Annotated in this window: 17 protein-coding genes; 11 read left to right on the top strand and 6 right to left on the bottom strand. The window is 58.2% G+C overall.

Going from position 1 to position 21263, the window contains the following annotated elements:
* Positions 1–11 precede the first annotated feature (11 nt).
* The gene (locus LAT62_RS09005) at positions 12–368 is read right to left on the bottom strand and encodes a hypothetical protein (RefSeq protein ID WP_293382255.1); all 357 of its coding nucleotides are present in this window, start codon (positions 366–368) and stop codon (positions 12–14) included.
* 179 nt (positions 369–547) lie between these two features.
* On the opposite strand from LAT62_RS09005, the gene LAT62_RS09000 reads away from it, so the two are divergent.
* The 9 genes from LAT62_RS09000 (at position 548) to crcB (ending at position 11259) form a co-directional block, all read left to right on the top strand.
* A complete protein-coding gene (locus tag LAT62_RS09000) occupies positions 548–1159 on the top strand; it encodes a hypothetical protein (protein WP_293382252.1) in 612 nt (203 codons plus the stop codon).
* Between the two features lie 207 nt (positions 1160–1366).
* The gene (locus tag LAT62_RS08995) at positions 1367–2011 is read left to right on the top strand and encodes a hemolysin III family protein (RefSeq protein WP_293382249.1); all 645 of its coding nucleotides are present in this window, start codon (positions 1367–1369) and stop codon (positions 2009–2011) included.
* A 166-nt stretch (positions 2012–2177) separates the two neighbouring features.
* Positions 2178–3788: an ABC transporter substrate-binding protein gene (locus tag LAT62_RS08990; RefSeq protein ID WP_293382246.1), complete on the top strand. Its 1611-nt coding sequence runs from the start codon at positions 2178–2180 to the stop codon at positions 3786–3788.
* Positions 3789–3940: 152 nt separating this feature from the next.
* A complete protein-coding gene (locus LAT62_RS08985; RefSeq protein ID WP_293382243.1) occupies positions 3941–4921 on the top strand; it encodes an ABC transporter permease in 981 nt (326 codons plus the stop codon).
* Complete coding sequence (locus LAT62_RS08980) at positions 4918–6657, top strand: ABC transporter permease subunit (protein ID WP_293382240.1); 1740 nt, start codon at positions 4918–4920, stop codon at positions 6655–6657. The genes LAT62_RS08985 and LAT62_RS08980 overlap by 4 nt, the downstream gene beginning before the upstream one ends.
* Positions 6658–6668: 11 nt before the next feature.
* The gene (locus LAT62_RS08975; RefSeq protein ID WP_293382237.1) at positions 6669–8957 is read left to right on the top strand and encodes an ABC transporter ATP-binding protein; all 2289 of its coding nucleotides are present in this window, start codon (positions 6669–6671) and stop codon (positions 8955–8957) included.
* A 118-nt stretch (positions 8958–9075) separates the two neighbouring features.
* On the top strand, positions 9076–10428 hold the full coding sequence (locus tag LAT62_RS08970) for a M48 family metalloprotease (protein WP_293382234.1): 1353 nt from the start codon (positions 9076–9078) through the stop codon (positions 10426–10428).
* Positions 10413–10853, top strand: a complete 441-nt coding sequence (locus LAT62_RS08965; protein WP_293382231.1) for a CrcB family protein — start codon at positions 10413–10415, stop codon at positions 10851–10853. The genes LAT62_RS08970 and LAT62_RS08965 overlap by 16 nt, the downstream gene beginning before the upstream one ends.
* Positions 10846–11259 carry a fluoride efflux transporter CrcB gene (gene crcB / locus LAT62_RS08960; protein ID WP_293382228.1) on the top strand — a complete coding sequence of 138 codons (414 nt, stop codon included), beginning with the start codon at positions 10846–10848 and terminating at the stop codon, positions 11257–11259. The genes LAT62_RS08965 and crcB overlap by 8 nt, the downstream gene beginning before the upstream one ends.
* Positions 11260–11313: 54 nt before the next feature.
* Here crcB and aceF read toward each other — a convergent pair whose 3' ends face one another.
* The 5 genes from aceF to hexR form a co-directional block, all read right to left on the bottom strand.
* Complete coding sequence (gene aceF, locus LAT62_RS08955) at positions 11314–13233, bottom strand: dihydrolipoyllysine-residue acetyltransferase (RefSeq protein ID WP_293382225.1); 1920 nt, start codon at positions 13231–13233, stop codon at positions 11314–11316.
* Between the two features lie 43 nt (positions 13234–13276).
* A complete protein-coding gene (gene aceE / locus LAT62_RS08950) occupies positions 13277–15934 on the bottom strand; it encodes a pyruvate dehydrogenase (acetyl-transferring), homodimeric type (protein WP_293382222.1) in 2658 nt (885 codons plus the stop codon).
* Positions 15935–16044: 110 nt separating this feature from the next.
* Positions 16045–17493: a pyruvate kinase gene (gene pyk / locus LAT62_RS08945; RefSeq protein WP_293382285.1), complete on the bottom strand. Its 1449-nt coding sequence runs from the start codon at positions 17491–17493 to the stop codon at positions 16045–16047.
* Positions 17494–17568: 75 nt separating this feature from the next.
* Positions 17569–18594: a type I glyceraldehyde-3-phosphate dehydrogenase gene (gene gap, locus LAT62_RS08940; protein ID WP_293382219.1), complete on the bottom strand. Its 1026-nt coding sequence runs from the start codon at positions 18592–18594 to the stop codon at positions 17569–17571.
* A gap of 288 nt (positions 18595–18882) precedes the next feature.
* The gene (gene hexR / locus LAT62_RS08935; protein ID WP_293382216.1) at positions 18883–19728 is read right to left on the bottom strand and encodes a transcriptional regulator HexR; all 846 of its coding nucleotides are present in this window, start codon (positions 19726–19728) and stop codon (positions 18883–18885) included.
* Positions 19729–19890: 162 nt separating this feature from the next.
* Here hexR and glk point away from each other — a divergent pair, with 162 nt between their 5' ends.
* Both glk and LAT62_RS08925 read left to right on the top strand, forming a co-directional pair.
* Positions 19891–20889 carry a glucokinase gene (gene glk / locus LAT62_RS08930; RefSeq protein ID WP_293382213.1) on the top strand — a complete coding sequence of 333 codons (999 nt, stop codon included), beginning with the start codon at positions 19891–19893 and terminating at the stop codon, positions 20887–20889.
* Positions 20890–21071: 182 nt separating this feature from the next.
* The coding region (locus LAT62_RS08925) for a hypothetical protein (protein WP_293382210.1) at positions 21072–21263 on the top strand (192 nt) is incomplete at its 3' end.

Raw genomic sequence — 21263 nt, 5'->3', positions numbered from 1 at the left:
GGCGCTTTGATTTACTCGGGTCCAGTTGGTGGCGTGGCCTCGCGATAAACCGGGGCGCCCCGGTAAAACCCGTTGAATTCCTTGCCGTCCCGCCAGCGCGGGAAATGGCGGCCCATGTATTCGACCATTTCCTGGCCTTCTTCCGGGTCCAACTGGCCTGATTCTACCGCTCTGATTTGTGCTGTGAGGTCCGAGACGGCGCGCTTCAGGGTCTTGGACTCGCTGCTGTACGCGTAGGTCTGCATGCGCGTAAGGAAGTTGGTATGGGCCAATGGCAGCCGCACGCCGAACTCCTGCTCGACCAGTTGTGAACATTTTCTGGCAACACGAATGATGTTGATATCCAGCAACCACTTGCGCTGTGTCATGTCGACGGTACTCCGGAAGTCGGGAACTACACTTAAGAGGTATGCCCTCAACTGCATGAGCAAGAACCGTTCCGACGTACCGTTAGCGTGAATATCAATGCAGGGATAGAGGGGAGGTGTTTAGAGCCAGGGTTTCTGGTAAATTGCGGAACCTTGGTTTGTGTCGGAGAGCTGCTTTGATGGGAATGGGTAATGTGTTGCGCCGGGCGACTGCCGGGCTTGTAGTGCTATTGCTTGCAGGGTGTGCGAGTCAAAGCCGGATTGACCCTGAAGATACAGCCGGCAGCGTGTTCATGCTGGGCATGTCGGTAGAGGGTCGCCCCGTCAATGAACTGGGCTATCACTACGTCTTCAACTTTGTGGATGCTGATGACGAGCCCGTCAGCATCACGCAGCGACCTCGCCACAGGGATCATTTCATCATTTTTGATCAACTGGCCCCGGGAGACTGGGAGCTGGTCAGCTATGCGGCACGACCGGCGCCCGGAGTCAGCAATTTCGCTGGGATACGTCTGCAGGCTCGGCCGGTCCATTTGAAGTTCACCCTGGAAGAAGATTCCGTGCACTTGTTGTCGCAGCAACTGGTCATTGAGCATGGCCGCAATTCCAGAGATGAAACCACAACATCACCGCGTATGGCGCCGCTGAATCAGCGGGTGCAGGACCGGCTGGAACGCCGCGCAATCCGCATGGGAGATCACTGGCAGTTCGATCCGGAACCGATTGGTGAGCTGGAACCGCCAGAGCGGGCTACCCGGCGCAGCTTCCTGGAGCGCTTGTTCGGCGACTAGGTGCGACCAAGAAACACTCAGCTGGACACCTTTGAGGAGGCCCGATGGCCTCCCATAGGGATTTCCCGGAGTGTCAATCAGGTTGAATGCTGTTTATTGATGACTACGCCTACTTGATTGTAGTTGGTTTGGGCCCGTTGACATACTCTAGACACACCGGGCTGGTATTCTTGTCTGGTCAAAAACTGAACGGAGTATGCTCAGCAGATGTATCGAGGAGAACTGTTCAACAGCATCAGCCATCTGGTTGGCGCAGTCGCTTCACTGGCCGGCATGGCCGCTCTGATAACTGCTGCAGCCATTGTGGCCGACACCCTGACGCTGATCAGTGTGTCGGTCTACGGTCTGACCCTGGTCTTGCTGTATACCGCCTCTACGCTGTACCACAGCTTTCGTGGTACCGCCAAAAACATCTTCAAGAAGATTGACCACTACGCCATCTACTTCCTGATCGCCGGCACCTACACACCATTTACGCTGGTGACACTCGGAGGTGCCTGGGGCTGGAGTATTTTTGGTGTGGTCTGGGGCCTCGCCATTCTGGGCATCGTCATTGAAGTGCTCCCCTTTGATCGCCGACGCATTCTGCCGGTTATCATCTACCTGCTGATGGGCTGGGTTGTCGTGGTCGCCCTTGCGCCGCTGGTGCGGTCGCTGCCTACTGCCGGACTCATATGGCTGGCCGCCGGCGGCCTGACCTACACGCTCGGTGTTATTTTCTATGCACTGGATGAGCGCATTCCGCACGGGCATGGTATCTGGCACCTGTTTGTTCTGGTGGGCAGCATCTGCCATTACATCACCATTCTCGTCTATGTCGTGCTGGCACCCAATGGTCTGGTAGAAGTGTGAACTTGCTAAGTTTTCTATCTTGTACAAGTCTGTAAATAAATCGCTACAATTGAGTTAAAATTGATCAAAACCGTCCATTATTTTGTACAGCGGGGTGGTTTGACCCGTGTAAGAAAGTCTTTTACGGTCATGCGTTCTGGAATAAGAAATAAAAAAGGAACACGTCATGACGCACTCAAGCAAGCCGCAGTTCACTTCTATAATGGCACTGGCTGCCATTGCTGGCTTCTCCGCGACGCTGGCAACTGCTCAGGAGCGCGTAGCGCCCATCGAGCTGATTACCACGACTGAATCCTATGACCCCATCCGGTACGAAGCCGCGTTCATGATCGCTGAACGGTGGCGTGAGCTGGGTTTCGAGGTCAGTGTCGCACCGACCGAATTCAGTACCGCGCTCGAACGCTTCTACGACCAGCAGGATTTTGACGCCACCATACTCGGCTGGAGTGGCCGTGTGGACCGTCTGGACCCGCAATTCTTTTTGTCCACCTTGGATTCTCGCCAGGCTGGTCTGAGCGGCAACAACCCGGGTGGATACGATAACCCCGACTATGATGATCTGCTGGACGAACAGTCACGCGAATTCGATGTGGACCGTCGCCAGCAACTGGTGCGGGACATGCAGGAACTCTACAAATCGGATATGCCACTGGTGGTACTGTTTCACCGGGATGAAGTGGTGGCTTACAACCACACCGCCTTCGATGGCTTCGAACCCATGGCGGGCGAAGGTCTCTACAGCGAATGGGGCCCGATGGAAGCAGTACCTCAAGGTGGTCGTCAGACGCTGCGCATTGGCGGGCCGCAGGAGCCGGACAACCTGAACCCACTGGATTCCACTTCGGTCTGGGGCTGGAAATGGATGCGCCTCTACTATGATCGCCTGGTGCGTTTGAGTGCCGATGTCGAGCCATTGCCCTGGGCCGCTTCCGAGGTCAATGCCATAGACGACACGACCGTTGAAGTTGTGCTGCGTGACGGCATGACCTTCCATGATGGCGAGCCGCTTACCGCCGATGACGTCGCCTTCACTTTCAACTATTACCTGGATCAGGAATACAGCTACTTTGCCTCCTACACTTCGGTGCTGGACAATGCCGAAGTGTTGGATGAGAGCACCGTACGCTTCAACCTGAACGAGCCGTCTGCGTCCTTTGCCAGCATTACACTGTCACAGTTGCCCATTCTGCCGAAGCATCATTGGGAAGATATCGAAGATGCCGCGACACTGGCGCCGGAAGACATTCCCATGGTGGGCTCCGGACCCTTCCAATTCGAGCGTTTTGATCGTGGCGAATTCATGGCCATCAGCAAGTTTGAAGATCACTTCTATGCTGACGAGATTGCCGTGGATGGCGTTGAATTCATCATCTATGCCGACATGGAAGGCGTCTACACCGGCCTTCAGACCGGCGAGATCGATATGACTGCCTGGCGCATGGAGCCTGGTCAGATCGGCCTGGCTGAAGATCAGGATCACCTGACCGTGGTCAGCGTGCCGGACTTCGGCTACTTCCACATGACCTATAACATGCGTCGCGAACCCTTTGATGACCGTGCCGTGCGCCGTGCTCTGGCAATGGCCAGCGACCGTGAACGCATGGTCGATGTGCTGCTGGAAGGTCGGGGTGAAGTCGGCAGCAGCGTGATTGCACCGGTCAATACCTTCTGGAACGAACCCTTCGTCGAGCGCCTTGATTTCGACATGGACGCTGCGCGCGCAGAGCTCGAAAACGCCGGTTATTCCTGGGATGACGACGGCTACCTGGTGCGCTGAAGCAGAGCCATCCAGCCTGTAGGGGTGGTCGGCCTTGAGGCCGTCACCCCAGTCTGAACTGGCCTCGCCTGCGGCGGGGCTTCTCTTTGTACTACCCCATCTGATCTGTTTCAGCGTCGATGCGGGTCCGTATGGTTTACGAGAATCCAGCTATGTCAGCGCGCAGAAACTATATTATCCGCCGTGTGATGCACGGTTTCCTGGCGTTGTTCATCATCGCCACCCTGTTGTTTTTCCTGTTTCGTCTGGGTCTGCCAGACCCGACCGCCGCCCTGATTACCGAGGGCCTGACGCCAGCCGAGCGAGAACAGATCCGCGCCCGTTTCGGGCTTGAAAGACCCCTCTGGGAGCAGTATCTGATCTATCTGGGCAATATCGTTCAGGGTGATTTCGGCTTCTCCTTTCATTACCGGGCACCGGTCGCAGACATTATCTGGGAGCGCTTGGGCAACACCATGGTGCTGATGCTGCCTGCCATTGCTCTCGCCTATGCCGCAGGCGTACCTTTGGGTGCCTGGCTCTCCTGGCGGCGTGGGTCGCGCACCGACACATCGGGTATCTTTGTGGGCCTGATGTTCCGTTCGGCACCGATGTTCTGGACCGGCATGATCGCCATCCTGTTCTTTGGTATCTACCTCGGCTGGTTGCCCACCAGTGGCATGCGCACGCTGCCCTACGAGGCCAGTGGATTCTGGGACAAGATCTTCACGCTGGACTTTCTGCACCACTTGATTCTTCCGGCACTGGTGGTGGCCCTTTACTATCTCGGCTCCCCCATGCTGATCATGCGCAACACCATGCTGGAGGTGTATGGCGAAGACTTCGTCGAGATGGCAAGGGCTAAGGGCCTGCCGGAGCGACGCATTCTCTACAACCATGCAGCCCGCAATGCGTTGTTGCCGGTGGTGACGCAGTTGGCGGTCACCATTGGCTTGGCAGCAGGGGGGCAGGTAGTGGTTGAGGTGGTGTTTTCCTGGCCGGGTCTGGGGCGCGAAATACTGAATGCCGTGCGTACCTCCGACTTTCCTCTGGCGCAGGCCAGCTTCCTGGTGATGGCCGCCTTTGTAATCACGCTGAATCTGCTGGTGGACATGCTGTATACACTGCTGGATCCAAGGGTGAGCTTCAAATGAGATCATCAATACTGAAAAGTGCTGCCGAGCCAGCGCGTGCCATCATCAGTGATCGCATTGCCCTGACCGGTTTTATCGTTCTTGCGGCCATTATCGCCATGGCCATGTTTGCCCCCCTGCTGGCTACCCATGAACCGCTCCACATCAATGAGCTGGAAGAGGGTACTCTGATGCAGCGCACCCACACCGATGATGGGTCGGTGCGCTGGGTGTTGTCTGATCCTCTCGGTGACCTGACCGTTTATGATGCGGCCTGGCAGGATGGAGTCGGAATCGCGGTGGCCCGTGGCGGAAGCGTTTACCGTTATCATGGCCAGTGGGCGCCTCTGGACTCTCCGTTCAGCGAGTCACTGCGGGCAGTTTCAGTCAGCACGGAAGGGAGAGCCCTGATTGTCGGTGACGGCGGTACTCTGGCGCTTTATGACGACGTTACCGGTGGTTGGCAGCAGATCGACGCTCCCGGGGCCGTTGACCTCCACGCCGTGGCCTGGTCAGACAACGACACGGCCTGGGTGGTGGGTGAAGAGGAAACCATCTGGCGGCTGGACCTGAGCACAGAGAATGTGAGTATCGAGGTGCTGCAGAGCCCAGTGAATCGAGGACTGGACCTGAATGGTGTTGCCTTTGACGGCGATGGCTCCGGACTGGTCATCGGTGAGCGCGGGGTGGTGCTGGAGTTCGATCCGGCTGCCGACAGCCTGAGCCTGCTGCGACTGTCCACCAATCGCACCCTTAACGATATTCATCTGACGCCAGAGGGTGTGGGCCTGATTGTAGGTGAACGCGGTACTCTGTTGGCACGAGAGGCTGCTGATGCCGACTGGGTGGTCGAGGATGCACCGGATTCTCGCGCCATCCGGGCGGGCTGGATCGGCAGCGAGGGCGAAGCCATCGCAGTTGCCCGAAATGGCATCATACTCGAACGCCATGACGATGGATGGCAGTTGGTGGCAACAGAAGGTGCCCGCCATCTGCGGACGCTGATGGTCACCGAAGACCACTATTATGCTCTGGGCTCGGATCGCTTCGTGAACCGTCTTTCACCGCCGACTTCCGAGCATTGGTTCGGTACCGACCATCTGGGCCGAGACCTCTACAGTCAGAATGTCTATGGCTCTCGCATCGCGTTGCTGGTGGGCTTTCTCGGGGCGGCACTGGTAGTCCTGATCGGGGCCAATGTCGGTCTGATAGCGGGTTATTTCCGTGGCCGTACCGAAACCGTATTGATGCGCACCGTCGATGTGATGTATGGCATACCCTTCGAACCTTTCGCGCTGATCCTGGTGTTGCTGTTCGAGCCCAGTCTGCTGGTGGTCATTCTAGCCGTGTCGTTGCTGACCTGGCGAACTGTAGCCCGCCTGATTCGCTCTCAGGTGCTGTCGCTGCGCGAGCGCCCCTTTGTCAAAGCCGCCCGAGTGGCCGGCGCCTCGGATTTGCGCATCATGTATGTGCATATTTTTCCCAATGTCATGCCACTGGTATTTCTCGAATTGGCGATCATTGTGGGTGTATCCATTATTGCCGAGGCAACCCTGTCGTTCCTGGGGCTGGGTCCACCGCAGTCTATCTCCTGGGGCGGCATCCTGCACAATGCCCGCCTGTCCGGTGCCTGGCGTGATGCCTGGTGGTGGAATTTGCCACCGGGGATTTTCATCATGATCACGGTCTTGTCCGTATTCTTCATTTCCAGATCACTGGAGTTGGTGGCCAATCCGAGACTGAGGGCGCGTCGATGAGTACAGATACCATGTTGTCAGTTGAAGATCTGGCCATTCACTATGCGACGGGCTCAGGGCCGGTGCAGGCAGTGGATGGTGTCAGTTTCGACATCAAGCCCGGCGAGGCGCTGGGCCTGGTGGGCGAGTCAGGCTGTGGGAAGACCACCGCTGCCAAATCCATGTTGCGTCTTTTGCCACCCAATGGCGAAACACCGCGTGGAAGCATCGACTTTCAGGGTCGCAATCTGCTCGATCTGGACGAGGAGGGTATGCGTCGGGTGCGCTGGAAGGATATAGCCTGGATTTCCCAGGCGGCCATGAATGCGCTGGACCCGGTGTACAAGGTGGGTGACCAGATTGTCGAAGCCATGCAAGCGCATATTTCCATCAGTAAGGCGGCGGCGTGGGCGCATGGAGAGGAGCTGTTTCGGCAGGTGGGGATCGACCCGGATCGGCTGAGTGCCTACCCACATGAAATGAGCGGTGGCATGAAGCAACGCGCGGTGATTGCCATGGCTCTGGCGCTGGACCCCAAGCTGATCGTGGCCGATGAACCGACCACGGCACTGGATGTGGTGACTCAGGCACAGATACTGGCGCGCCTTTCCCGCCTGCGACGGGAGCGTGGCCTGGCGCTGATGTTCATTACGCACGATATCTCCGTGGTGGTGCAGACCTGTGATCGGGTAGCGGTCATGTATGGGGGTCATATTATGGAGACTGGTCCGGTGCGGACGGTGTTCGGCGAGCCGTTTCATCCCTATACCATGGGCCTGACCAATGCCTTCCCGACGCTGGAAGGCGCTCAGCGTGAGCTGATTTCCATCCCGGGTGCACCACCCAATCTGCTCAATCCACCCGCGGGCTGTCGCTTTGCCGAGCGGTGTCCCTTTGCCACCGACCGGTGTCGCAGTGAAACGCCGGCCCTGCAGGATGTAGGGGAGGGGCGTCAGGCCGCCTGTCATTATCCGGAACGTGCCGCAGAGTTTCGAGTGCAGGCCATGCGCAACGACACCTGGCAGGTGGTGGGCGAACGTCTGGGGGAGTATGTACAGACAGGTGTGCCGCTGGAAAAAACCCAGTCCCGTGACAACCTTATGCAGGTGAACAAGCTGACCAAGGAGTTCGACGTCGATGGCGGCCTGCTGTCCTCTCTGCCCTGGCGCAAGAGTGTCGAGCGCAAGGTGCATGCAGTCGACAACATCAGCTTTGATCTGTATCAGGGTGAAGTGCTGGGGCTGGCCGGTGAGTCAGGGTCGGGCAAGACCACTACCGGCGAAATGCTGGTACGGCTGCAGGATCCAACTTCCGGAGACATCTTGTTTGACGGGCAGAACATCGCGCATATGCAGAAGGGCGAGCTGAAACAGTTCCGGCGCAGTGCGCAGATGATGTTCCAGGACCCCTATCAGACCCTGAACCCGCGCTTCACAATCTATGAGATTGTCTCCGAGCCGGTTTATATTCATAAGCTGGAACAGGACGAGGACGCAGTGCAAAAGCGGGTCCGGCTGGCTCTGGAACGGGCCGGGCTGAAACCGGCAGAGACCTATTGGGAACGCTATCCGCATGAGCTGTCTGGTGGTCAGCGCCAGCGTGTCGCCATTGCCCGCGCGATTGTTACAGAGCCGCGCTTTATCGTTGCCGACGAGCCGGTATCCATGCTGGATGTCTCCATCCGTGCCGGTGTGCTCAATCTGATGCGGCGCTTCCGGGATGAAATGGGGATCTCTTTCGTGTATGTCAGTCACGACTTGCCAACCATAAGCTATGTGACGGACCGAACAGCGATCATGTATCTGGGTCAGATTGTTGAAATCGGGCCGACCGAAGCCATTGTTCGCGAGCGCAAGCATCCTTATACGCAGTTGCTGATGGATGCGAGCCCGGAGCCGGATCCCTCTGTGGTCAAACCACCCCTGGAGAGTGCCGGTGAGATTCCAAGTGCTGTAGAGCCGCCGAACGGTTGTCATTTCCATACCCGCTGTCCCCATGCCATGGCCCACTGTGGTTGGGAAGGTAGGGATGTACTGACGGCACTGTCCGAATGGAGAATTGCCGGTCACAACATAACGGCTCTGGGACCGGCCAAGGTAGATGGTCTGGACGTGGTGTTCAAACCGGCCGATGACGCTGGTGTCGAGGCCATGCAGGAAGAAGTGACTGCCATCATGCGTGCGCGTCATGAGTCTCTGGTGCAGGCGGCAGACTTTGTGCCGGAAGCAGGCACGCTGCGTATTCGGTTCCAGCACATCGATTCGCCCCAGCATCGACTGCTGGCCACTGATCATTCAGTAGCCTGCTACCTGTACGACTGATCACCACAATTCTTCTCGGTCGAGGGCGCCACCTGCAATAGGTGGGCAGCCCTCTTGTTTTGTGGCCCAATCTGCATGATAGTCAGCATTATTCCCGTTGCTCCTGAGGATGCGCGTCATGTGTCAATCTCCTGTTCGCCGATATGTCGATCCTGTATCTGGCCGCCTGACTCGGCGTAGTCTGGTCAAGGGGCTGACTCTGGGGTCTCTAGGCCTCGCGGCGCCGGTATGGCTCACCGGTTGCGCGGTTGACCCGGTAAGTGGCCGGCCCGGCCTGATGCTGTTGTCGCGGGAGGACGAAATTCGCATAGATCAGCAGCAGTCGCCGCATCAGATTTCTGCGGACTATGGGGTGGCACCCTACAGCCAGCTCAACCGCTATGTCAGCGAACTGGGTCAGGAGATTGCCCGAGTTTCACATCGGCCTGATATGCCTTACAGCTTTCAGGTGGTGAATGCCAACTATATCAACGCCTATGCCTTCCCTGGAGGGACCATCGGGCTGACGCGCGGCATCATGCTGGAAATGCAGGATGAAGCCGAACTGGCTGCACTGCTTGGTCATGAGGTCACCCATGTCACAGCGCGTCATGCGGGTCGTCGGGTGTCACAGGGCATGCTGGCTCAGGTGGCTGTGGGCACCGCGGTCGCCGGGGCTGGAGAGACGCCCGTGGCTGGCGTGGTCGGTGCCGTGGGGCAGATTGGCGCCGGCGCTTTGCTGGCCCGCTACAGCCGAGGCAATGAGCGTGATGCCGACAGTCTGGGCATGGACTATATCGCTGAAGCGGGCCATAACCCCGAGGGTATGATTGGGTTGACCCGCATGCTGACGTCGCTCAATGACCGCAAACCCAATGCCATCGAGGTGATGTTCGCCAGTCATCCTACCGGCGAAGAACGTATGGAAAATGCCCGGTCGCGGGCCGGCAATTTCAATCGCAGTCAGCGTGAGCGCAGTCTGCATCGGGAACGCTACCAGGACATGATGGCACCGTTGCAGGTAATGCGTCCGGCCATCGAGGCCATGCAGGAGGGTGAACGGCTACTGGCTCGGGGCGAGCCCGATGCCGCTGAAGCAGAACTGCAGCGCGCGCTGACACAGGCCCCAGAGGATTACACCGGCCTCATGCTGATGGGCAAATTGCAGATGTCGCGCGAACGCTTCGGCAGGGCGCTGGGGTACTTCAATGAAGCCGAGAGCGCACTGCCTGGCGAAGGGCAGGCAGTGCAGTATCAGGGGCTGGCCCATCTGGTTCAGGAGCAATATGGCCGGGCTCTGGAGCGCTTCGAAACCTATGAAACCTTGTTGCCCGGCAACCCGGGCACTGATTTTCTGGCCGGTTATTGTCATGAAAACATGGCTGACCGGCCGCAGGCAGCGGATCGCTACCAGCGCTTTCTGTCACAGGTACAAAGTGGTCCCCAGGCCGAACATGCTTATCAAAGACTGGTCGAGTGGGGTTACGTCTGAGTAGTGATATTTCGATTGCAGTTGCGCTGAGCCTGGTGGCTTTTGGCGGTGCTGCGGGTGGTGTCGCCAGGTTCACGATTGACCGCTGGGTGATGGCCAGATCAAGCGTTGACTTCCCTTTGGGCACACTGCTTGTCAATGTCAGCGGCGCTTTGCTGATCGGCTTTCTGGCCGGCCTTTGGTGGCAGCCCGATACAGGGCTGGCGGCTGGGGTTCAGGGCTACTGGCTGTTGCTGGCGCTCGGGGTTCTGGGCAGCTATACCACGGTTTCCTCATTCAGCCTGCAAGCGATGACCCTTTTGCAGGAGCGGCGCATACGCGCGGCATTGCTCTATATCGGGCTATCGTTTCTGCTGACCCTGTGTGCCGCCTTGATCGGACTGTGGACGGGTTTTACTGCGTTGGGGGTGGCGGCTGATGGCTGATTGGCGTTTGCTGGTAGCAGTCGCTATGGGCAGTGCCATCGGGGCGATGCTCCGCTTTTCCCTGTCTCTTTGGCTAGTCCCTGACCCAGTCACACAGTTGCCCTGGAGCACTTTGACAGTCAATGTTCTGGGCTCTGCGCTGATCGGCTTTTACGCCGTCGCGACCGAACCGGAGGGATACTGGTCGGTGAGTCCGGTATTTCGGGTCTTTGTGGTGGCCGGATTCTGTGGGGGCTTCACGACCTTTTCTTTCTTCAGTCTGGAAATGATACAGATGTTGCTGCAGGGCTCGGTGACGCTGGCATTGGTATATGCCGTACTGTCGTTGCTGCTGTGGCTGGCTGCTGGAGCACTGGGCATTTTCGTCGGCTCCAGACTCAACGAGCGAACACAAAAAAGCCGGTAGAGGCACTACCGGCTTTCTGATTTTTACCAAGGCCTCCTCGCGGAGGCGTCGACGTTACAGCAGGATGCGCCGCAGGTCCTGCAGGGCCTCGCACAGGTAGGTGGTAAAGCGAGCTGCATCGGCCCCGTTGACTGCCCGGTGGTCATAGGATAGTGACAGCGGAGTGAAGGTGCGTGGCTCGAAGCTCTGACCATTCCAGTGCGGTTTCACCTGATTCTTCGAGACTCCGAGAATTGCCACCTCGGGAGCATTGACGATCGGCGTGAATGCCGTACCGCCGAGACCACCCAAGCTGGAAATGGTGAAACAGCCACCTTGCATCTCGTTGCTCTTGACCTTGCCCTGACGGCCTCGCTGGGCAAAGTCGATGATTTCTTCTGCAATCTGCCAGATGGACTTCTTGTCCGCATCCCGGATTACCGGCACGATCAGGCCATTCGGAGTATCCACGGCCAGTCCGATATGAACGTAGTGCTTCTGCACCAGATGGGTACCATCGGCCTTCAGCGACACATTGAACTGCGGGAATTCGTGCAGCGCCGCGGCACAAGCCTTGACCAGAAACGCCAGTGGCGAAATCTTCACGCCCCGCTTCTCCATTTCCGGCTTCAGTGACTGGCGGAAGGCTTCCAAATCGGTTACATCGGCCTCGTCGAACTGGGTCACATGCGGGATGTTCAACCAGTTGCGGGCCATGTTGGCAGCCGTGAGCTGCTGAATGCGGCTCATTTCCTTTTCTTCGATGGTACCGAACTTGCTGAAGTCCTGATCCGGGACGGCAGGTATGCCGGCGCCACCAGTGACTCTCTCCGGCTGGCGAATCTTTTTCTTCACGAAGGCGGCAACATCATCTTTGACAATTCGTTCACGGGGGCCGGAGCCGGCAACCAGGGCCAGATCGACGCCGAATTCACGGGCCAGCTTGCGCACTGCCGGGCCGGCATGCACAGGCTTGGATGGCCGTACGATTTCGTCATCGTCCCCACTGACGATGGTCGGCGTCTGATAGCCAGTGTCACTGGCCTTTGGTGCCGGAGCCTTGCTGGCGGGTGTGGGTGGTTCCGATTTGGGTTGGGGTGCCGGTGAACTGGCCGCACCAGCGACTTTCAGTTCAATCAGCAGATCGCCTTCCTTCACCTCGGTGCCCACTTCGACCTTGACCGAAACCACTTCGCCGCTCTTGGGCGAGGGCACTTCCATGGAGGCCTTGTCGCTTTCCAACGTCACAATCGGATCGTCTTCGTTCAGGGTGTCGCCCGGTTTGACGTGCACTTCAATGATGTCCACCGAGCCGTCGGTACCGATATCCGGTACCTTGATGGATTCCACGCTGCCTTCATCTGTGCCGGTGTCGCTGTCCGAGGTGCTCTCGGCGGTGGGTGCCGATTCGACAGCTTCGCTGTTGTCGGCGCCACCAGCGGCCTTGATTTCGATCAGCAGGTCACCTTCCTTGACCTGGTCGCCTTCCTGCACCTTGACCGAAACCACTTCGCCGGCCTCGGTGGCGGGGACTTCCATGGAGGCCTTGTCGCTTTCCAGCGTGACGATGGGGTCGTCGGCCTTCAGCATGTCACCCGGTTTGACGTGTACTTCTATGATGTCCACCGGATCGTCGCTGCCGATATCCGGTACCTTCAGGGGCTTGACGGCAGAGCTGCCCCCGCTGCTTTTCTTTGGTGCAGGTTTCTTGCTGTCTTTTGCAGATTCTGCGGCAGGCACGTCCTCGCTGGTGCTGCCTTCCACCTCGAGATAGAGGATTTCATCGCCCTCACCGATCTCATCGCCTTCACTGACCTTGATGGTGCTGACCTTGCCGGCCATGGGTGCGGGCACGTCCATGGAGGCCTTGTCACTTTCGAGCACGATCAGGGTATCGTCCTCTGCAATCGTATCGCCCGCTTTGACGCTGACCTCGATGATGGTCACCTTGTCGCTGGTGCCAATATCGGGCACTTTGATAATTTCAGTCGCCATAAAAGCTCCTTGTCCCGCCGCCCGGCAAAGGGCGGCCGGAGAGTTATACAGTCACAGGGTTCGGCTTGCTGGGGTCAAGATCAAATTTCTTGAACGCCTTGGTCACTTCACTGGGCTTGATCACGCCTTCATCGGCCAGCGCCTTGAGGGCGGTGACAGTGACCCAGTAGCGGTCCACTTCAAAGAAGTGGCGCAGCTTCTGGCGACTGTCGCTGCGACCAAAGCCGTCGGTACCCAGCACATGGTAGGGTGCCGGTACCCAGCCCCGAATCTGGTTTGCATAGTTCTTGATGTAATCGGAAGACGCGATGACTGGGCCGGTGCGACCTTTCAGTTGCTGAGTCACATAGGCTTCCTGCGGGGCCTTTTCAGGGTTCAGCAGGTTTTCCCGATCGACCTTCAGACCATCCCGGGTCAGCTCGTTGTAACTGGTCACGGCCCACACGTCGGCGCTGACACCAAAGTCATCCTTCAGGATCTTGGCGGCGGCGCGCACCTCATTGAGAATGGAGCCGCTGCCGAGCAGTTGCACAGCCTTCTTGGCCTTGCCCACGTTGTCTTCCAGCAGGTACATGCCCCGCTTGATGCCTTCCTCGGCACCCTTGGGCATTTCCGGATGGTGGTAGTTTTCGTTCAGCGTCGTGATGTAATAGTAGACGCTCTCCTGTTCCTGAACCATGCGGCGCAGTCCGTCCTGCACGATGACGGCCACTTCATAGGAGTAGGTGGCATCATAGGTCACACAGTTGGGGATGGTGCCAGCCAGGGTGTGGCTGTGCCCGTCCTGGTGCTGCAAGCCTTCGCCGTTCAGCGTGGTGCGGCCGGAGGTGCCGCCAATCAGGAAGCCCCGCGCCTGGCTGTCACCGGCCGCCCAGGCCAGATCACCAATGCGCTGGAAACCGAACATTGAGTAGTAGATATAGAAGGGCACAAGCACGTGGTTGTTGGTGCTGTAGGACGTGGCGGCGGCAATCCATGAACTGAAGGCGCCGGCCTCGTTGATGCCTTCCTGTAGAATCTGACCACCCTGGTCTTCCTTGTACCACATGACCTGGCCTTTATCCTGCGGCTCGTACTTCTGCCCTTCCGGGGCATAAATGCCGACCTGCCGGAACATGCCTTCCATGCCGAAGGTGCGGGCTTCGTCCGGCACGATGGGCACGATGCGATCACCGATGTCCTTGTCCTTGGCCAGGGTGCTCATGATGCGCACCAGAGCCATGGTGGTGGAAATTTCGCGTTTGCCGGTGTCCTTGAGCAGGCCACTGAAGGCTTCCAGTGCAGGCACCTTGGGGATTTCGTCGGCATTGGTACGCCGCGCCGGCAGGTAGCCACCCAGGGTCAGGCGACGCTTTTTCATGTACTGCAGTTCGGCCGTGTTTTCATCCGGACGATAGAACGGGATCTTGCCGTCTTCCAGGTCCTTGTCGCTGATCGGCACATTGCAACGATCACGGAAGGCTTTCAGACTGTCCACATCCAGCTTTTTCAACTGGTGAGTGGCGTTCTGGGCTTCACCGGCAGCAACACCATAACCCTTGACCGAGTGGGCCAGAATGACCGTGGGCTGACCGGTGCGCTCGAACGCCTGCTTGTAGGCGTTGTATACCTTGTAGGGGTCGTGAGCACCGCGCGCCAGATGGTAGATTTCATCGTCTGTCATGTCCTTGACCAGTTCCGCCGTTTCCGGGTACCGACCAAAGAAATGTTCACGCGTATAGGCGCCGCCGTGGGCCTTATAGGCCTGCAGTTCGCCATCGACCACTTCGTCCATGCGCTTTTGCAGCAGGCCGCTCTTGTCGCGCGCAAACAGCTTGTCCCAGCCACTGCCCCAGACGACCTTGATCACGTTCCACCCAGCGCCGCGGAAAACACCTTCCAGTTCCTGGATGATCTTTCCGTTGCCGCGCACCGGGCCGTCCAGGCGCTGCAGGTTGCAGTTGATGACGAAATTCAGGTTGTCCAGGTTTTCCCGTGCTGCCAGCGAGATGGCGCCCAGGCTCTCCGGCTCATCGCACTCGCCATCACCCAGGAAGGCCCAGATCTGACGACCCGGTTTTACCTGTTCACGGTGCTCCAGGTAGCGCAGTACATGCGCCTGGTAGATGGCCTGAATCGGGCCCAGGCCCATGGACACGGTCGGGAACTGCCAGTAATCGGGCATCAACCACGGGTGTGGATAGGAAGAAATACCCTTGCCATCGACTTCGCGGCGGAAGTTGTCGATCTGGTCTTCACTCAGTCGACCCTCGACAAAGGAGCGCGCATAAATGCCGGGGGAAATGTGCCCCTGATAATAGATCAGGTCGCCGCCATGTTCTTCGTTCGGGGCGCGCCAGAAGTGGTTGAATCCAATGTCGTAAAGCAGGGCGGATGACTGGAAAGACGACATGTGGCCGCCCAGGTCATCGCCGCTCTTGTTCGCCCGCACAACCATGGCTACGGCATTCCAGTTGATATAGCCCTGGATCTTGCGTTCCATCTCCAGATCACCCGGGTACTTGACCTGTTCGGTGACGGGGATGGTGTTGCGGAAAGGTGTGTTGATGGCAAAAGGCACATCAGATGTCGAGGTATTGGAGACCTCATTGGATAATTGCTTCAGCAGGTACTGGGCTCGGTCGGCACCTTCATGCCGGACCACTGACGCCAGAGCGTCAAGCCATTCCTGCGTTTCAATAGGATCAATATCTCGTTCCATAGTCCGCTTAACCTCGTCGTCTGCGGGGTTTTAGAATCTATAATGCAGGGCGACGGAGCCCTGCATTAATGAAATCTGTTCTTCAGTCGGCCGCGAAATGATGTCAGAGTTTACAAAATATTACCAACGCTGACGATCTTCAGGCTGTTGGTTCCACCATGGATACCCATGTGATCTCCCTTGGAGATGATCACGAGGTCGCCATCGCGCACCAGGCCGGCTTTTTTCAATTCATCTACAGCCGCCCGATTCACCTGATCGGGGGCCAGTTGTGTCACATCAAAATGCAAGGCTTCAACGCCACGGTACATGGCAACACGCTGTGCTGTCCTCTCATGTCGTGTCATGGCAAAAATGGGCAGTCCGGAACTGATTCGGGACATCCACAAGGGCGTCGCGCCCGACTCGCTCACGCACACTATACCCTTGACCCCGCGCAGGTGGTTGGCCGCATACATCACGGACATGGCTATTGCTTCGTCAGTGCGGCGGAACTCGCGGTCGATGCGGTGGGTCGAGTGACTGGCCTGACGTTGCTTTTCGGCACCGGTGCAGACTTCCGCCATGGTCCGCACTGTTTCTACCGGGTATTTGCCGACCGCTGTCTCGGCAGAACACATGACGGCGTCAGTACCATCCAGCACGGCATTGGCGACGTCAAACACCTCGGCCCGGGTAGGGTAGGGGTTGCTGATCATGGTTTCCATCATCTGGGTGGCCGTGATCACGACACGGTCGAGATCACGGGTGCGCTGAATGACGTGCTTCTGCACGCCAATCAGTTCCGCATCACCGATCTCCACACCCAGATCCCCCCGGGCCACCATCACCACATCCGAAGCCAGGATCAGACCGTCCAGAATGTCCGGATCCTTCACCGCCTCGGCACGTTCTATCTTGGCCACCAGCTGAGCATGCCCCCCTGCCTTGTGCAGCAACGTGCGAGCAGCTTCCATGTCATCAGCATGGCGGGGAAACGATACCGCGAGAAAATCGACGTTCAGCTCGGCGGCCAGCTTTATGTCTGTGCGGTCCCGGTCGGTCAGGGCGTCTGCACTGAGCCCGCCCCCCAGTTTGTTGATGCCCTTGTGGTTGCTCAGGTAGCCGCCGGATAAAACCCGGGTATGCACCTGAGTGTCGACCACCCGGGTCACTTCAACGCGGATCCGACCATCGTCCAGCAGGTAGATGTCGCCCGGTCTCGAGTCCGCAGCCAGTCGGGCGTAATCAACTCCGACACTCTGCGCATTGCCACTGTGCTTGTCCTGGCCGACATCCAGGATGAAGCCCTGGCCCGTTTGTAATGTCACACCCTGCTCGGTGAATCCGGCAATACGGATCTTGGGTCCCTGCAGGTCGGCCATGATACCTACGAAGCGACCATGCCGGGCCGCCAGTTCACGCACCAGCGCAACCCGCGCACGATGCTGGTCTGCGCTGCCATGCGAAAAGTTCAGGCGTACGACATTCGCACCGGCCAGCAGGAGCTGCTCCAGCACTTCAGGCGGGTCTGTGGCGGGTCCGAGTGTGGTGACGATTTTGGTTCTGCGGATAGGCATAGGTTTCAGCACGCGGCACTCTTGACCGGAAAGTCAGTGGGGAGCGGCAGGTGCCGCTCCCGCACAAGGCTCTGATTACTTGGCATTCATCAGGGCAATTGTGGTGTCGAGCATACGATTGGAGAAGCCCCACTCGTTGTCGTACCAGGCCATGACCTTCACCAGACGACCCTGGACACGGGTCTGTGTCGCGTCGAATGTGGAAGAGAAGGCACTGTGGTTGAAGTCCGAAGACACCAGAGGCTCATAGTTGATGGCCAATACTTCCGCCAACGCTGCGTCGGCCTTGATGGCGTCTTCGATGATGCCGTTGACTTCTTCTGCCGTGGTGTCTTTGCCGGCAGTGAAGGTCAGGTCAACCAGCGACACATTGATGGTCGGTACCCGGATGGCCATGCCGTCCACCTTGCCGTTCAGCTCGGGAATGATCTTGCCGACCATGGCCGCAGCACCGGTTTTGGTGGGGATCATGTTCTGTGCTGCGGCACGGGCGCGGTAAAGGTCGCTGTGGTAAACATCAGACAGACGCTGGTCATTGGTGTAGGCGTGAATCGTGGTCATCAGGCCTTCCTTGATGCCCAGCTTGTCATTCAGCGGCTTGGCGACAGGCGCCAGGCAGTTGGTGGTGCAGGAAGCGTTGGAAATGATCTTCATGTCCGAGGTCAGGATGTCGTGGTTGACACCATAGACAACGGCTGCGTCCACTTCCTTGCCGGGGGCAGAGATAATGACTTTCTTGGCACCGGCTTCAATGTGTGCGCCAGCGGTCGGGCCGGTAACAAACAGACCTGTGCACTCATAGACCACGTCGACGTTAAGCTCACCCCAGGGCAGGTCTGCCGGATTGCGCTCGGAGAAGATCTTGATGGTGTCTCCGTTGACGTACAGTGCCTTGTCGTCATAGTCGACTTTGGCATTGAAACGTCCATGCGCAGTATCGTACTTGGTCAGGTGGGCATTGGTCTTGGCGTCACCCAGATCGTTGATGGCCACGATCTCGATGGGATAATTTTTACCGGCTGCTTTGGCTTCATACAGTGCTTTCAGAACATTGCGGCCGATACGGCCATAGCCATTGATTGCAACGCGAATGGTGGACATTGGAAGGAGCTCCCTTTTTTGCTGTTGATGGCATTTTGCTGCCTGGGCATCGGGGTGACGACCAAAACCTGGTCATGCGAATCCGGCGGATTGCTGCCGAAACGGTCACCCGTCATATCTTGGCTGAAGCGCTGTGCTGACCTGGGTTGAGGCCGCTGGTGCGCATTCTGCCGCTGAATCTGGCTGAAAATTTGCTACGTAGTTATACACCTTTAAGGGCGAATCATCCACCCCCGGAACGCAGAATCGTCAGTAAAATGTAGTTTTATTACGGATTTTTGATGCAGATCAGGTCAGGCGACGTGTAGACGCCAGCGCACCCTTGACCCGCTTGAAATTTTCCTCCACTTCGTCCCCTTTGGCCAGGGTGACGCCACTGAGCAGGATGTCGATCAGCGTGAGGTGCAACAGCCGGCTGACCATGGGGGTGTAGATGTCGGTGTTCTCGCGCGCCGGAATGCCAACCGTGACGGTGGCGACATCGGACAGTGGCGAGCCCGGTGTGGTCAGCGCGATAACCCGACCACCATTGGCCGCAGCTTCCCCGGCCACCTCGATCAGCGGCTGCGTGCGGCCGGTATAGGAAATCACCACAAACGCATGGTTGGGTCCGGCCATGGCCGCGGTCATTTTCTGCATCAGGTAGTCGGTGCTGGCTTCTACCGGTATCCCCAGGCGGAAAAACTTGTTCAAGGCATCATAGGCAACGGGGCCGGACGCACCAAGCCCGTAGAAATGTATCCGGTCGGCGCCGCACAGTATGTCGGTGGCCAGGCGCAGCGAATGCAGGTCAATCTGGCGCTCCAGATCCTGCAGGCTGGAGATGGTGGAATGCACCACCTTTTCCACCACGGTGCCGATATCGTCAGAGGGAGCGATTTCCCGCCGCACGAACGAGCCATTGGTGGCGAGGCTCTGGGCCAGCCTGAGTTTGAAGTCCGGGAAGCCCTTGCACTGAATGCTGCGGCAGAACCGGTTGACCGTCGGTTCGCTCACATCCGCCAGTCGGGCCATGCTGGCAATGCTGGTATGGATGGCTGTCTCGGGGGAAGCCAGTATCGCGGCGGCTACCTTGCGTTCCGATTTGGACAATTGGTCCATATGCTGTTGAATCAGGTCTAGCACGTCTGTCATGGGTGTTCCGTCGCCATCAGTCAGTGCTATATTGTAATTTAATTTCAGTGCTCGGGATAGCGCCCCGGGGTTCGATGCCGGAGAATGGCCAAGCTTCGAGCAGGCCTGGGGCAGAGTAGAGGGCGTCCAACTGATCCGCCCGGTAACATCTAGAGGAAACTTATGACAGCGCATTACGGTTTGATTGCTGATATCGGGGGTACCAATGCCCGCTTTGCTCTGGCACCCAGAGTCAGTCAGACAGGACGGATTCTGAGTCTGTCCGAAGGGGATGTGGTGGCCCAGAAAACGCTGAATGGCAAGGATTACCCGCATATTCGTGACGCCATCGAGGCTTACCTGTCCTCAGTGGCAGACCAGTATGGTCGTCCGGAGCAGGGGTGTCTGGCCATTGCCTGCCCGACCGACCGCGACCAGATTCGCATGACCAACCATACCTGGCAGTTTTCAGTGCGCGAGCTGCAGCAGGCTTTGAGCTTCAGACAACTGCGCTTCATCAACGATTACCATGCACTGGCCAACAGTATCCCTTATCTCGGTGCTGAAGGCGCAGTGCAGGTGGGTCGTGGCGAGTCTGCTCCAGGCATGCCAATGGCGGTAACCGGACCGGGTACCGGGCTGGGCCTGGCAGGGCTTGCGTTCAGCGAGAGCGGACCGGTTACTTTGCAGACCGAGGGCGGTCACGCGCATTTTGCCCCGACTGACGATATCGAAGTGCAGGTGCTGTCGTTTCTGCTTCGCGAGCTGCCCCGAGTGTCCTGGGAGCGACTGCTGTCCGGCATGGGGCTGGAAAATCTGTATCGAGCCCTGGGGCATATTCACGGAACGCCGGTGCGTGACCTGTCGGCCCCGGACATCAGCGCTGCTGCGCTGAGCGGTGACGATCCTCTGTGTGCCGAGACATTGTCGCGCTTCTGTGCGTTGTTGGGCAGCTATGCCGGTGACGTGGCTCTGGCGCTGGGCGCGCGAGGTGGAGTCTTTATTGCCGGCGGCATTGTCCCGCGCTTTCTTGACTACTTCCAGGCCAGTGACTTCCGTGACCGTTTCGAAGACAAGGCCCGACTGCGCGAGTTCAATGAACCCATACCCACTCGGGTCATAGTATCCGAGCAGCCGGGGCTGCTGGGGGCGGCGGCAGTGCTCAACTACGATTGGGGTTAATCGATACACTCAGGGTTGAGTCGAGGGGCGGAGTGGAAACACTCGTGATTCCAACCTGCCTCCTGCTCATTCCGCCTTGTGACACCCTGTCAGTTCGCGGTATACAACGGACCTGATTTGGCAGAACAAGAAACGGATCGGCAGGACCGGTTCTGAACCGATTGAATCGACAGAGGTAAAGAATGGCAAACCCGGAACTGATTGCCCGCCTGGCCTGGCATCGTCACATTGGCGATCGCTTTCTGAATTATCTGGGCGAAGAGGAGGTTATCCCGGTAGCGCGCAAGGAGAGGATGCTGCGCACCATGGGTTACAATCTGGATGATGACGCAGCTTTGGAAGAGGCCATCTTTCAATTGGATGCGGCGCCCTGG

It is taken from the genome of Natronospirillum sp., assembly GCF_022565775.1.
Classification (GTDB): Bacteria; Pseudomonadota; Gammaproteobacteria; order Pseudomonadales; family Natronospirillaceae; genus Natronospirillum.
Note: the sequence above shows the minus strand (reverse complement) of the source record. Positions and strands in the feature narration are given on the sequence as shown.

Bases quoted from the DNA above. Each gene is read 5' to 3' on its own strand.
- LAT62_RS09005 (WP_293382255.1), bottom strand. From the start codon at position 368: ATGACACAGCGCAAGTGGTTGCTGGATATCAACATCATTCGTGTTGCC.
- LAT62_RS09000 (WP_293382252.1), top strand. From the start codon at position 548: ATGGGAATGGGTAATGTGTTGCGCCGGGCGACTGCCGGGCTTGTAGTG.
- LAT62_RS08995 (WP_293382249.1), top strand. From the start codon at position 1,367: ATGTATCGAGGAGAACTGTTCAACAGCATCAGCCATCTGGTTGGCGCA.
- LAT62_RS08990 (WP_293382246.1), top strand. From the start codon at position 2,178: ATGACGCACTCAAGCAAGCCGCAGTTCACTTCTATAATGGCACTGGCT.
- LAT62_RS08985 (WP_293382243.1), top strand. From the start codon at position 3,941: ATGTCAGCGCGCAGAAACTATATTATCCGCCGTGTGATGCACGGTTTC.
- LAT62_RS08980 (WP_293382240.1), top strand. From the start codon at position 4,918: ATGAGATCATCAATACTGAAAAGTGCTGCCGAGCCAGCGCGTGCCATC.
- LAT62_RS08975 (WP_293382237.1), top strand. From the start codon at position 6,669: ATGTTGTCAGTTGAAGATCTGGCCATTCACTATGCGACGGGCTCAGGG.
- LAT62_RS08970 (WP_293382234.1), top strand. From the start codon at position 9,076: ATGTGTCAATCTCCTGTTCGCCGATATGTCGATCCTGTATCTGGCCGC.
- crcB (WP_293382228.1), top strand. From the start codon at position 10,846: ATGGCTGATTGGCGTTTGCTGGTAGCAGTCGCTATGGGCAGTGCCATC.
- aceF (WP_293382225.1), bottom strand. From the start codon at position 13,233: ATGGCGACTGAAATTATCAAAGTGCCCGATATTGGCACCAGCGACAAG.
- aceE (WP_293382222.1), bottom strand. From the start codon at position 15,934: ATGGAACGAGATATTGATCCTATTGAAACGCAGGAATGGCTTGACGCT.
- pyk (WP_293382285.1), bottom strand. From the start codon at position 17,493: ATGCCTATCCGCAGAACCAAAATCGTCACCACACTCGGACCCGCCACA.
- gap (WP_293382219.1), bottom strand. From the start codon at position 18,594: ATGTCCACCATTCGCGTTGCAATCAATGGCTATGGCCGTATCGGCCGC.
- hexR (WP_293382216.1), bottom strand. From the start codon at position 19,728: ATGACAGACGTGCTAGACCTGATTCAACAGCATATGGACCAATTGTCC.
- glk (WP_293382213.1), top strand. From the start codon at position 19,891: ATGACAGCGCATTACGGTTTGATTGCTGATATCGGGGGTACCAATGCC.